Below are 13574 nucleotides of genomic sequence, written 5' to 3'. Positions count from 1 at the left end.
GATAAAATTAGTTAAATTTCATTGTTGATGTGTGGAAGATTTTTTTGTAAAAGTCGGAAAATCTTTAATGCTATCTGGATTTGTAGTAAATCCTCTGCATTCTTTAAATCTGTATTTAATATTTCTTTGATTTTTTCAATTCGATAGATGAGAGTGTTTCTGTGTAAAAACATTGCTTTTGCTGTTTCACTTAAATTTTGGTTGTGATTGAAATAGTTCTCTAGTGTTTGTATATAGCCTGTTTGGTGAAGTTGATCATGTTCATATACTTTTCCGAGAGATTTCATGAAAAAGTTTTCTAACTGCATATCTTTAATATTTGAATCTAGAAGATGATAGACCGCATAATCTTCAAAATGAGATATCCCTTCTTTTTTATCAAATTTCTGCATTAGTCTAATGGCTTCATGGGCTTCAGAAAAACTTTTATGAATTGAACTAATCGTTTTAAACTGGCGGCCTATTCCGATAAAAAAAGTCGTTTTATTAATGTTTTTAGTAAGAACTTCGAGAATTGTATTAGCATTTAGTTTTGCTTCATTTAAGGATATAGAAGGTTTGTTATCACTTTGTCCGATCAAAATAATGAGTCGGTTGTTTCTATGCAAGCATGTAATTTCTCCATCTATTTGATTCGCACACTCATAAACTATGTCTACACATTTTCTTGCTTTATTTTCTAGTTTATATCTCCAATCAACCATGTCTTCAATGTTTGTAAGTTCGTCTGATTCGATATTAATAACCATACAGTAGTACATATAATTTGGATTCAGGCCATGTAAGTCACAAAGCGTTTTAATCGATTCTTTAGATGTTATTTTTCCATTTAATAAATCATCAAAGAAATCATTTCTAATTTTTTGTTTCACACTTTCTATTTCCCTCTGTTTTATCATTTCAAGCGCTATGATCGTAGAGGCCTGTTCTAGTGCAATATAATCAAATTCCGATAATTCATTTACGGTTTGCCAAACAACGATATATCCAAAAATATCGTTTGCAACCCCAATGGGTAGGATTCTACATTTAACTTCTAAATCTTCCAAATAATAGATCCGTTTTATTAGCTTTTTCATTTGGGTAATGCTGTGGGGAATCGAATCGATAAATTCTTTATGGAACACTTGTCTACCTTTTACGAGATTAAGACAATAGGCTAAATAGGTTGGATTATCTTTGTGTTCTGAGAAGTGAATCAAATCCCAATGATCGTCTACAATCAGAATGGGATTATTAACGGTTTCAGATACCGTAGAAGATATTCGTTCAATTCCTCCTCCTTCTAATGCAATCCTAAAGAGCGTATTATGCATGTCCAACGTTTTTCTATTCAGCAAATCATATCTTCCAGAAGCCTTTTCATTAATAATCGATATGACATTTGATAACGTGTATTCAAATGGTAGTTCTAAAAGAGGTAAACCATATTTATTTGCTTGATCAATCATATTTTGAGGAATTTGATCAAAGTATCGTTTCATTTTAATAATGAGACCGGAACAATTTATTTCTGAAAGCTCTTTAATAATTTTATTTTGTAAATCTACCTGACCTTTAAATATATAACCAGTTGATAGAAGTAATTCATTTGACGACAACCAGTCAAACGCATCGGGGTTTTCCATGATATTAACAAGAGAAATAACGTTATTAATCCCCTTTTCTCCTCCAACAAGTTTAATTCCATCAATCGCTTTTATTTCTAATAAATCCTTAATTGTTAACAAATTTTCTCAACTCCTTTGACATAATTTAATCACATATATTTGTGCAATATGCCTAAATGACATCCTTAATTTTTGGTTTTTGTAAACGATGACGATAGAAGGTATTCATTCTAAAATAATTACGTAAGGTTAGCTAATCGTCAATTATTTTGTAGGAAATCTTCGTTTTTACTACAAAGAAAAGTAGGTTTTAGACTGAAAAATATTTTTATAATAGCTTATTTTGTAACAATCTAACAAATTTTATCATAGGCAGGCTGCATATGAGTTTTCAGGAAATTAAGAGTGGGTGTACTGGGTAGAAAATTGCATTTCTTCCAGATTGATGAGGTGACTCGAATGATATTTGCAAAATCTGGTGATGTTGATTTTATCCAAAAAATAAAAAATTCGAATTTGAGTGGTTTTGTTCACAGTATATTTCATAGGACATTCAATTTTCAATGTTTAGAAGATGGTGAACTGTACACAGTCGCCTGCAATGAAATTGATAACGCGCCGAATACACTTGTGATCGATGTCGATTGTTTTGACAGGATGGATCTAAAAATAAAAGACACGATTTATGTAGAAAATCAAATTCTACACATAGCGAATAAATTATCCATTCATATTGTGAATGTTGAACTATGGGAGAGCAAACTTCCTTTATTACCTAATAACATTGAAGGTTTGAAAGCGAATCTCGCATTCATGAAGAATTACATCGACCTTCATGGAAAAAGCGGTGGAATAAAGAAAGCCCCTATATTTCATACCTCTTTTGAAAAGGAAATGTCGAAACTACTTCAAGAAAGAACGGGTTTGCTATTGAATGATTTAGCAAACAACCGGATGACTAGTGCCTTACAGCATGCAGAATCACTAATAGGTCTTGGTTCTGGATTAACTCCATCTGGTGATGATTTTCTAGTTGGAATATTAACTATTTTAAACACGAATTCAGGATTTACCAATAAATCGTTTTGTGAAGAAGTGGTTAAGAAAGCGAAAAGCTTAACAAATGAAATAAGCTATATGGCGATAAAAAAGGCATCAATTGGCAAAGTGAGAGAGTCACTTATTCAATTAATTCATTCCTTAATAAATGGGACAGAAGAGGACTTGATTCTCTCCTTAAACAAAGTATTAAACATCGGTTCTTCATCCGGAACAGATATAGCCTTAGGACTTGTCTGTGGGTTGGAAGCGAAAATTAAAGCTGGAGGTAGATTATGACTGTACAAGTTGTGGTAAAGCCAAATACATTTTTTGATTCAGTTTCTTTAATGTCTTTATCAACGAAAGCGAACCAAATTGAAGGCATAGAACAAGCGATCATTGCAATGGGTACTGAAATGAATAAAGGAGTAATTAAAAATGTAGGTTTGAACACTCCTGAGATTGAAGAAGCAAAAAACAGTGATTTGATTATTGCTGTTAAAGCAGAAACTGATGAACTTATTGAAAACGCTTTCTTAGAAATTGATGAATTATTAACTAAAAAGAATACTTCCAAAGGGAAAAGCGAGATTATTTATTCAACGATTTCTTCAGCTGCTACGAGTATACCTGAAGCAAATCTAGCAGTTATTTCGGTTAATGGTGCCTTTGCTGCAAGAGAAGCAAGAAAAGCACTTGAAAATGATCTTCATGTCATGCTATTTAGCGATAATGTAAGCGTTGAAGAAGAAGTCGAATTGAAAAAGCTTGCTCATGAAAAAGGATTATTAATGATGGGTCCAGATTGTGGAACAGCGATTATTAGTAACGTGGGGTTAGCATTTGCTAATGGAGTAAGAAAAGGAAACATCGGTATCGTCGGTGCATCTGGAACTGGTAGTCAAGAGGTTAGTGTTCGTATCCATGATTTCGGTGGTGGAATAACTCAGTTAATCGGAACTGGTGGCCGTGATTTAAGTGAAGAAGTTGGCGGAATTATGATGTTAGATGCGATTAAAGCGTTAGATGATGATGAGGCTACTAAGGTAATTGTTCTTGTTTCTAAGCCACCTGCACCAAGTGTAGAAGAGAAAGTGTTAGCACAAATTAAACAATGCAAAAAACCAGTTGTCGTTTGGTTCATTGGTGGAGATGAAGAGAAGGTAGTTCAGGCTGGAGGACATTTTGCAAAAATGTCAAAAGAAGCTGCGCTTAAGGCAGTTTTATTAGCAGGAGCTGATGAAAGCAAAATTAACAAACGTGCTTTAAATATTCCTCTAATCGAAGAGGTTCGTGCCAAATTAACACCGGAACAAAAATATATTCGTGGACTATTTTGTGGCGGTACATTATGTGACGAAGCGATGTATGCAGCACTTGATAAGTTTGACAATGTTTATAGTAACATCCAGAAAAATCCTGATTACCTTTTAAAAGACATTAATGTTAGTCAAGAGCATACTTTCATTGACTTAGGTGATGATGACTTTACACAAGGAAAACCTCACCCAATGATTGATCCATCTACTCGAATCGCTAGATTTTTACAAGAAGCGAAGGATCCATCAGTTGGTGTGATCGTTATGGACTTTGTTTTAGGCTATGGTTCACACGAAGATCCAGTTGGCGTAATGCTTCCAGCTATTATCGAAGCGAAGGAATTGGCTGAAAAAGAAGGACGTCACTTAGAGATTATTGGATACGTTCTTGGAACAGATTTAGACCCTCAAAACTTTGATGATCAAGTGAACAAATTATTAGCTGTAGGTGTTACACATGCTAGCAGTAGTACGAACGCAGGACTATTAGCTAGAGAATTCGTAGTGAAAGGAGAATAGTCATGAATAAAATTAACGAACTTTTTAATAGTAAAATTTCTGCTATTAACGTGGGGATTGAATTTTTTAAAGATGATATTTTAAAACAAAATGCAAGTGCAACTCATTTAGAATGGACACCACCAGGTGGAGGAAATCCTGAATTAATTGCAGCTCTAGATAAGTTAGAAGATCCAAGCGTAATGGAAAAAATTGAAGCAGCAAATAAATTAGCTGTAGAACGAATTATTAATTCTCAACCAGTACTAATTGGCTTCGACCAAGCAATCAATTGCGTGCCAGGTATGACTAAGCATACGATTCTTCACTCAGGCCCACCGATTACTTGGGAAAAAATGAGCGGCCCTATGAAAGGTGCAGTTACAGGAGCAATTGTGTATGAAGGCTTAGCAAATAGTTTAGAGGAAGCTTACGAGGTTGCGGCTTCTGGATCAATTACTTTCTCACCATGTCATGAACACAATTGTGTAGGCTCTATGGCTGGTGTAACATCAGCTTCTATGTTCATGCACATTGTTGAGAATAAAACTTACGGCAATATTGCTTATACAAACTTAAGTGAACAGATGGCAAAAATCCTTAGAATGGGTGCAAATGATCAAAGTGTTGTAGATCGTTTAATCTGGATGCGCGATGTATTTGGTCCTATTTTAAGAGATGCGATGAAATTAAATAAGAATGGAATTGATTTACGTTTAATGCTTGCACAAGCTCTTCACATGGGTGATGAGTGTCACAATCGAAACAATGCAGGTACAGCGCTGTTAATTCAAGCATTAACTCCATATATTTTGGAAACAGATTTTACAACTGAACAAAAGCGCGAAGTATTTGATTTCGTAGCTAGCAGTGATTATTTTTCTGGTCCAACATGGATGGCACTTTGTAAATGTGCTCTTGATGCTGCTCATGGTATTGAAAATAGCACGATTGTCACAACGATGGCTCGTAATGGTGTAGAATTCGGTATTCGTGTAAGTGGTATGGCAGGAAACACTTGGTTTACTGGACCAGCACAAAAGGTTGTAGGACCAATGTTTGCTGGATACAAACCAGAAGATTCAGGATTGGATATTGGAGATAGCGCGATTACTGAAACATACGGTATCGGTGGATTTGCAATGGCAACAGCTCCAGCGATTGTTGCACTTGTAGGTGGAACGGTTGATGAGGCAATTGGCTTTTCGACAAAAATGAAAGAAATCACAACTGATGAAAATCCAAATGTCACGATTCCTTTATTAGATTTCATTGGTATTTCAACAGGTATTGATGTAAGAAAAGTAATTCAAACAGGTATCATGCCAGTTATCAATACAGCTATTGCCCATAAAGAAGCGGGTATTGGCATGATCGGTGCGGGTATCACTTATCCACCAGTTGAAGCGTTTGAAAAGGCTATATTAACTTTAAGTGAAAACATTTTATAGTTACACTTTATTCGGATAATTCAGGAGTACGGGCTTTGAATTATTCGAATCTAGTACTCTAAACCACTTTTAAACTGTTGACATCGCCAGGGATTCCCCCCCATATAGATTGTCACACTTAATCATCCTAAAAATTATAAATTATTGCTTGGGGTCTGAATCGAAAGTAAGTGTCAGACCCCACAATTCATTCTTAGATACAAATGGATTTAACTACGCTTTTTTGAGGAAGGAAACCCAGGATTATTTAAATAAAGTGGCCATCCATTTCGTATAAGAAAACAACTGAAGGAGAGAAATGCTATGGAAAATCAATCCTTAAATTCAGAATTAATTCTCGCAAGTGAACGAGGAGATTTACCGACAGTAGAACTGCTTTTATCAAAGGGAGCAAGTGTTGAATATAAAGATGCTGATGGTCGTACAGCTTTAATGGCGGCTACTCAAAAAAATCAAATTGCAATTGTAAAAAGTTTATTGGAAGCTGGCAGTGATGTTAACTCAAGGGACATTACCCAATTAACTCCGTTTATCTGTTCGGGAGCAAATGGATTTCATGAAATATTAAGCATGATGTTAAAGTATGGGGCTGATATAAATAGCGTGAATCGATTTGGTGGAACAGCTTTATTACCATCTAGTGAAAAAGGCTATTTAAAGACTGTACAAATTTGTTTAGAGGCAGGAGTTCCTGTTAACCATGCCAATAAGTTAGGCTGGTCGGCTTTACTTGAGGCAGTTATTTTGGGAAATGGAGGCCGGTTATACTCTGATGTAATTGAACTACTTGTTGATGCGGGTGCGGATGAAAACTTGGCAGACCGTGATGGAAAATCCTCTTTGCAACATGCAATTGAACTGAATCAGCATAAGGTTGTAAAAATACTTAATAAAGAGTATGTGGAACAAAATGAGTCGATTAAAAAAGCAAAAGTACTTGCTAATGAAAATCGATACGAGGAAGCCATTTCAGAGATAAATAGCGCTCTTGAATTAGACAGTAAAAACTTAGATTTAATCTACTACAAAGGGCATTTTTTACAAGAATTAAAAAGATATGAAGAAGCTCTTGAGCAATACAATCATGCGCTAGCTGTTGATCCTACAGATCTTGATTTTTATTTTTACACTGCCAATTGCTTAAGATTAATGAATAGACCAGATGAAGCACTAGGTGAATATGATAAAGCAGTCTTACTTGATCCTAATGAAACTTTCTATCTATACCATAAATCAAATTATTTAAGAGAACTTGGAAGACATAAGGAAGCTGTACATGCCATGGAATATCTTCTAGCTCTTCAGCCAAAAAGATATGATTTTTCGTTTCATAAAGCGAATAGTCTTAGATCGCTAGAAAGACATGAAGAAGCTGTAGAAGCAATTGAAAATGCTATTGAAAATGATCCAACTAATTCGTTATATCAGATGCATAAAGAACAATCTCTAAATTTGTTAAGTATTAACGAGTTTAGACAACTAGGAGGTAAATAATGGGGAATTTAGTGATCGTTGCGATCGGAGGCAATGCTCTAGTTAGAGAAAACGGCCGCAACACAACTCAAGACCAATATGAAGCCGTACAAGAAACGGTTGTAAATATCGTAGACATGGTTCAAGAAGGATATGAAATTGTCATAACTCATGGTAATGGTCCACAAGTTGGATTTGCATTACAAAGATCTGAGATTGCTAGTGAAGTAGCAGGTATGCCGACAGTCCCTCTTGTTAACAACGTGGCAGATACACAAGGTGGTATTGGTTATCAAATACAACAAGCTTTAACAAACGAGTTTGCAAAAAGAGGGATAAATAAGAAAGTAGCGACTGTTATAACACAAGTTGAAGTTAGCGCTGATGATCCTAATTTCAAAAATCCTACAAAACCTGTTGGCTCATTCTTTTCACTAGAACAGTCTGAAGAAATGAAAAAAGATCACCCAAGTTGGGTTTTTGTTGAAGATTCTGGCCGTGGATATCGACGAGTTGTTCCATCTCCAAGACCTACCGATATTGTTGAAAAAGAGGTAATCCAATCTTTAATTGAGGATGGTTACGTAGTAATCGCTGTAGGTGGCGGTGGAATTCCTGTCGTAAAAAAGGACGATAAAACGTACGAAGGAATTGACGCAGTTATCGATAAAGATTTTGCTACAAGTCTTTTAGCAGAACAAATTCAAGCGGAGACATTAATTGTCACAACTGGTGTTCCAAGGGTATGTATAAATTTTGGTAAACCAAATCAAAAAGCACTTGAAAAAATTACTGTAGAAGAGACAAAACAGTATGTCTTAGAAAATCATTTTCCTCCAGGAAGTATGCTACCAAAAATTGAGGCTAGTTTAAGTTTCTTACAAAATAACGGAAAACGAGTAATTATAACGAATCCTGAAAGCTTGAAGGAAGCAATCAACGAGCAAGCAGGTACTCATATTGTAAATGCATAATTTAAAGGCGGCTCTGTATTAAATTACAAACTAGTAAGGAAATCAATTTTTAAATGAGTAAGGGGTGTTAATGATGGAAGAAGCTAAATTAGCAGCCAGTGACCATGAGATCTATCAATCTTATGGGTACTCGGAAGAACTGTTACCTAAAACGCCTAATCAAAGAGATTGGGGAATGTCCAACTATGTTACCGTTTGGATGGGTGCGGTTCATAATATCATGTCTTATATGACAGTAGCAGGTTTTTTTGTCCTCGGTTTAAACACGAAGCAAGTTATTTTAGCTGTTATGCTTTCAGCTAGTATTGTCGCAGTGTTTTATTGCCTTAATGGTTATGCCGCTTCTAAATATGGCTTGCCATTTGCGATGTTACTCCGTGATACGTTTGGAGTAAAAGGAGCTATTATCCCAGCGTTATGTCGTGGTCTAATTGCTGGCTTAGTATTCTTTGGTACCACAACCGTGGTCGGAGCGGAATCTTTAAATGTCATTTTTGCAAGATTTTTCCCAAATTATATGACGCTAGGTGGTGACTTTAATCTACTTGGATTAACAGTCCCAACGATGATTTCATACGCAATACTTTGGACAGTAACTGTTTTACTTTTCTTAGGTGGGATGAATGTTCTTAACAAATTTGGTAGCTGGTCTTCACCGATTGTTTACATCTTTATCATTGGTGCAGCTGTTTGGGCGATTAATATGGCTGGAGGTTTTGGGCCAATTTTTGATTATGTTCCAAAGAACCCAACAAGTAGCCCACTAGTGTTTATTGCCTGTGTGAGTGCTTTAGTATCTAACTGGGCAGGTCCAATCGTAAATATTTCCGATTTTACGAATCGAGCTAAACGTCCAAAGGATGCCATAATTGGATTACCTTTAGGGTTTATCTTGTCTTATATCCTTTTTGCCATTACTTGTGTTGCATTAATTGCAGGTACTGAAATAGCTTTCGGTGAACCAATCTTTAATATTGTTCATGCGATTGATAAAATCGAAAATACATTCTCAGTTCTTGTTTTAATACTTGCATTAAACGTTGGTGCTACAGCATTTTGTGTGTTTGCTAACTTATTACCATCAGGATTACAAATGACTGCTCTTTTCCCAAAAGTGTTTACAGTAAAATCAGCGGGGATTTTAACAGCAATTATTGGAACGTTAATTTTACCTTGGAAGCTTGTAGAAAGCCCAACGACATTATTTTATTTCTATAGCTTTATTGGTTCAATTTTCGGGCCAATCGCAGGTATTATGCTTTCAAGCTTTTATATTCACCGCAAAAGACAGATAAATCTAGATCATATTTATGTTCCAAAGGGCAGTAATGGAGAATATAAGAGCGGTTATAATCCAATTGCCATGATTGTTTTGGCCATCAGCTTTATACTTCCGATGTCAGGTGCTTTCCTTAAGAGTGTGCCGTTTTTTGTGAAAATGAATGAATTTGCCTTCTTTAGTGGATTAATCGTTTCGTTTATTTTATACACCATTTTCGGAAGAATAAGCAAAGCGAATTAGTAAGATTCATAGGACGATTGGGTAACATATAGACACCTATATAGTCATTATATAATAGGAGGATTTAATAATGGATTACATGAAAATGGCAGCAGAAGAAACGATCAAAGGAATGAATAATAAAGTTGGGGGACCATTTGGTGCTACAATTGTTAGAGGCGATGAAATTATCGCAGTTGTAAGCAACACGATGATGAGAGATACTGACCCATCTGCACATGCAGAAATGGTTGCAATCCGAGAAGCTTGCAAGAAGTTAGAAACAATGGATTTATCTGATTGTGAAATTTATGCAACTTGTGAGCCATGTCCAATGTGTGTAGCTGCAATTATTTGGGCTGGGATTAAGAAAGTTTACTATTGCAATACTTCAGAAGACGCTGATGTTCACGGGTTCTCTGATCTACATCTTCGAAAATATTTAACAGGAGAAGATAAAAGCGTTCTTGATCTGATTAAAGTGGACAAAAGGGAAGACTGCGATAACTTATTTGAGCATTTTCACAAACTAAATAAATAATCTTTTTCTACACCATATATTTAAGTGAAGCCAGTATCATCAGAGCTTTACTACTAGATCGTTTACGAAAATAACACAGTCCGGCTCTCTTGTCATTGGAGTCGGATTTTACCATTTTATAAATAAACTTTTCATGAGGAACATGATGTAAAGTGTTTTCTCTTACCTTCAATAAAATGAAATCTCTATTAGTGGAGGGTTACTTCCCGCTAAGTGTAGGGAAAAAGATAAATAACAGGACAGGAGATATCTCATGGATCGTAAAGAAAGATACTTAACACTTTTTAATAAAATTAGTCAATATAACACTGGGGAAAAAGGAATTACAAGACTAGCGTATTCGAATATGGAACAAACTTGTACACATGCTTTTATCCGTATGTGTAAAGCAGAAAAATTAGATATCCAAATGGATCAGTGTGGAAATGTGATAGCAAGAAGAGAAGGCAGAGTAAAAGGGCTCCCTCCTGTTGTAATGGGATCTCATTTGGATTCAGTGTACGAGGGTGGGAAATATGATGGAGTAGTTGGCGTAATTGCGGCACTCGAAGTTATTGCGCGTTTAAATGAAAAGAATATTGTGACTGACCACCCAATCGAAATTATCTCGTTTGCCTGTGAAGAATCTTCTCGCTTTGGGGTATCAACTGTTGGGAGTAAAGCGATGGCGGGGATCATTGAAAAAGAGAAGTACCGTCATTTAGAAGATCGTAATGGCATTACGATGGAGAAAGCATTTGCTCACTGTGCACTTGATTTCAATAGTATTGATGAAGCTAGTAGAGCAGATGAAGAATTTAAAGCGTTTTTTGAGCTTCATGTTGAGCAAGGTCCAATATTGAAAAATAATCATAAAAAAATTGGAATTGTTACTGGAATTGCAGCACCTATTAGACTTCTAGTTAACATAAACGGAAAAGCGTCTCATTCTGGAACCACTCCAATGAATATGAGAAAAGATGCACTTCTTGGAGCTTCTGAGATCGCTTTAGAGCTTGAAAAAGTTGCAATACATGAACAAGAACATGGCACTGTTGCGACAGTTGGTGTATTGGATATCCATTCTAGTGCGATGAACGTAGTTCCAGGAGAAGTGCTGATGAAAATCGACATTCGATCATCTTCAGTACAATCAAGAAAGTTTGTTTTGGATTATTTATTAAAAACGATCGAAAAGGTTGAAAAAAATAGAAAGCTAGAAATAGAAAGTAAAATCATCAGTACAGAAGAACCTGTATTGCTTTCGCCTAAACTGATTGATGGATTACAAGCTATTTGCGTTGAAAAAGAACTTCCTTTTGAAGTGATGCAAAGCGGTGCAGGACATGATGCAATGAATATGACAAAGCTTGCTCCTGTAGGTCTCATTTTTGTTCCATCTGAGGATGGTCTTAGCCATCATCCAGATGAATTCACGGATATTGATGATATTTTAATTGGAGTAGATGTTTTAGAAGAAGCAGTTCTACACTATTCAAAAGCAGATAGTTTTGTATCAAATTAATTAAGGTATTCCAAATGAAAAATATATTTTTTGAGCAATACGAGTAAAAGAGGGAAAAATCCATGTTACGAAAAACTGCGTTACCGTTTTTACTGATTTATATGTTTCTTGCAATGCTTGGAATTGGACTTGTTATTCCAATTCTTCCAGAGCTTTTAATAGATTTTGGAGCAGGTGGAAAAGCAGCGGGATATTTAGTATCCGCATTCGGCTTAACACAATTTTTGTTCTCGCCAATAGCTGGTAATATCTCAGACAAATACGGACGGAAGCCGATGATTGTTGTTGGACTGTGCCTATTCGTTTTATCTAACCTATTGGCTGCTACTGCAGATCATTTTTCGCTTTTTCTTGTCTCACGATTAGTTGGTGGGATGGGGGCAGCAGCCTTGATTCCTTCTATTATGGCTTATGTTGTTGATATTACAACAGAAGAACAAAGGCCAAGAGCAATGTCATTTCTAGGCGCATCAATGTCATCTGGTTTTATTGTTGGACCAGGTATAGGAGGACTACTTGCTGAGTTTGGAACGAGAACTCCTTTCTTTGCGTCTGCAAGTATTGGATTTTTGGCAGTACTTAGTTGCATACCATTACTAAAGGAAGCCAAAACTGCAGAGGAACGTCTAGTGCTTCTGAAATCAAAACCAAAGAAGGATAATATTTTTCGCCAACTTGCACAATCGGTTAAATCTCGCTATTTTATCTTATTGTTATTAATATTCGCACTTAGTTTCGGACTTACTCACTTTGAAGCAATATACCCATTGTTCGTTACTCAGAGCTATGGATTTACAACTAGAGAAATATCCATCCTGTTTATGGTCTGTTCATTTATCGGTACATTCAACCAATTAGTACTGACGAACAGGCTAACACAAAGATTTGGGGAAAAGCCAATTATTAGCAGTATGCTCTTGTTGTCCGGCGTTGCACTTGTTTTCTTGCTATTTTCAGGGAATTTCTTTTATGTAATGGCCATTACAATGTTGTACTTTACATTTAATAACATACTGCGTCCGACGATTAACACATTACTTTCCAGGGAAGCTGGAAATGAACAAGGTTTTGTAGCAGGACTGAACAATGCATATATGAGTCTCGGTCAGATTTTTGGACCAATACTTGCGGGCTTTTTATTCGATATTCATATCAATCTACCTTATCTATTTGGAGCATTTGTATTACTTGTTAGTAGCTTCGTGTCTGTCAGATGGATTGGGAATAAGAAGGGAGTAATAGCTAAAGAAAATAGGGGAGTAGAGGATCGGGCATTATAGTACCTCATTAGGTTATATAACTATGTTTTTATATCTATATATTCCTTGCAAGGATGGCTTTTTGATACTAATGCAATAAGAGTTAGCTGAAAATGAACTTCCACCACCAGAAGGATTGAACACTATATAAACACTATAAAAACAATTTTAGCTATCTAAAAAAACTATGAACAATTTTAAATGGGATAAATCGACTATTTAGTCGATTTTTTTCATGTCGTTGAAATAAAACCTAGTCTATATTGAAAAATAAATCATTCATACTCAAGAAAGATCTACGTGATCATAAAATACCGAGAATATGAAAATTGCTTACACGAGTATGGTTCATGAGTTAAAAAATGAGAGGGAATACGAAATTAATTAACTCATAAAGGGTTCA

Annotated in this window: 10 protein-coding genes; 9 read left to right on the top strand and 1 reads right to left on the bottom strand. The window is 35.6% G+C overall.

Features of this window, described 5'->3' with window-relative positions; all coding sequences use genetic code 11:
• Positions 1 to 11: 11 nt before the first annotated feature.
• On the bottom strand, positions 12 to 1730 hold the full coding sequence (locus tag CN601_RS16530) for a PucR family transcriptional regulator (protein ID WP_098171689.1): 1719 nt from the start codon (positions 1728 to 1730) through the stop codon (positions 12 to 14).
• 339 nt (positions 1731 to 2069) lie between these two features.
• Here CN601_RS16530 and CN601_RS16525 point away from each other — a divergent pair, with 339 nt between their 5' ends.
• The 9 genes from CN601_RS16525 (at position 2070) to CN601_RS16485 (ending at position 13192) form a co-directional block, all read left to right on the top strand.
• A complete protein-coding gene (locus CN601_RS16525) occupies positions 2070 to 2948 on the top strand; it encodes an oxamate carbamoyltransferase subunit AllH family protein (RefSeq protein WP_098171688.1) in 879 nt (292 codons plus the stop codon).
• Entirely contained in the window at positions 2945 to 4489 is a 1545-nt protein-coding gene (gene fdrA, locus CN601_RS16520; RefSeq protein ID WP_098119865.1) for an acyl-CoA synthetase FdrA, read from the top strand. The genes CN601_RS16525 and fdrA overlap by 4 nt, the downstream gene beginning before the upstream one ends.
• A 2-nt stretch (positions 4490 to 4491) precedes the next feature.
• Positions 4492 to 5919, top strand: coding sequence for a YlbE family protein (locus CN601_RS16515; RefSeq protein WP_098171687.1), 1428 nt, complete (start codon positions 4492 to 4494; stop codon positions 5917 to 5919).
• A 303-nt stretch (positions 5920 to 6222) separates the two neighbouring features.
• Entirely contained in the window at positions 6223 to 7413 is a 1191-nt protein-coding gene (locus CN601_RS16510) for an ankyrin repeat domain-containing protein (RefSeq protein ID WP_098171686.1), read from the top strand.
• Positions 7413 to 8366, top strand: a complete 954-nt coding sequence (gene arcC, locus CN601_RS16505) for a carbamate kinase (RefSeq protein ID WP_098171685.1) — start codon at positions 7413 to 7415, stop codon at positions 8364 to 8366. Before CN601_RS16510 ends, arcC begins: the two co-directional genes overlap by 1 nt.
• A 73-nt stretch (positions 8367 to 8439) precedes the next feature.
• A complete protein-coding gene (locus CN601_RS16500) occupies positions 8440 to 9888 on the top strand; it encodes a cytosine permease (RefSeq protein ID WP_098171684.1) in 1449 nt (482 codons plus the stop codon).
• Positions 9889 to 9958: 70 nt separating this feature from the next.
• A complete protein-coding gene (locus CN601_RS16495) occupies positions 9959 to 10408 on the top strand; it encodes a nucleoside deaminase (protein WP_098171683.1) in 450 nt (149 codons plus the stop codon).
• Between the two features lie 253 nt (positions 10409 to 10661).
• Entirely contained in the window at positions 10662 to 11912 is a 1251-nt protein-coding gene (locus CN601_RS16490; RefSeq protein ID WP_098119871.1) for a M20 family metallo-hydrolase, read from the top strand.
• A gap of 62 nt (positions 11913 to 11974) precedes the next feature.
• Positions 11975 to 13192 (top strand): MFS transporter, encoded by a 1218-nt coding sequence (locus CN601_RS16485; RefSeq protein ID WP_098171682.1) that lies wholly within the window; start codon positions 11975 to 11977, stop codon positions 13190 to 13192.
• Positions 13193 to 13574 lie beyond the last annotated feature (382 nt).

Source organism: Bacillus sp. AFS017336 (assembly GCF_002555445.1).
In the GTDB taxonomy this organism is placed as follows: domain Bacteria; phylum Bacillota; class Bacilli; order Bacillales; family Bacillaceae_G; genus Gottfriedia.
Note: the sequence above shows the minus strand (reverse complement) of the source record. Positions and strands in the feature narration are given on the sequence as shown.

Bases quoted from the DNA above. Each gene is read 5' to 3' on its own strand.
- fdrA (WP_098119865.1), top strand. From the start codon at position 2,945: ATGACTGTACAAGTTGTGGTAAAGCCAAATACATTTTTTGATTCAGTT.
- CN601_RS16525 (WP_098171688.1), top strand. From the start codon at position 2,070: ATGATATTTGCAAAATCTGGTGATGTTGATTTTATCCAAAAAATAAAA.
- CN601_RS16490 (WP_098119871.1), top strand. From the start codon at position 10,662: ATGGATCGTAAAGAAAGATACTTAACACTTTTTAATAAAATTAGTCAA.
- CN601_RS16485 (WP_098171682.1), top strand. From the start codon at position 11,975: ATGTTACGAAAAACTGCGTTACCGTTTTTACTGATTTATATGTTTCTT.
- CN601_RS16515 (WP_098171687.1), top strand. From the start codon at position 4,492: ATGAATAAAATTAACGAACTTTTTAATAGTAAAATTTCTGCTATTAAC.
- CN601_RS16500 (WP_098171684.1), top strand. From the start codon at position 8,440: ATGGAAGAAGCTAAATTAGCAGCCAGTGACCATGAGATCTATCAATCT.
- CN601_RS16510 (WP_098171686.1), top strand. From the start codon at position 6,223: ATGGAAAATCAATCCTTAAATTCAGAATTAATTCTCGCAAGTGAACGA.
- CN601_RS16495 (WP_098171683.1), top strand. From the start codon at position 9,959: ATGGATTACATGAAAATGGCAGCAGAAGAAACGATCAAAGGAATGAAT.
- arcC (WP_098171685.1), top strand. From the start codon at position 7,413: ATGGGGAATTTAGTGATCGTTGCGATCGGAGGCAATGCTCTAGTTAGA.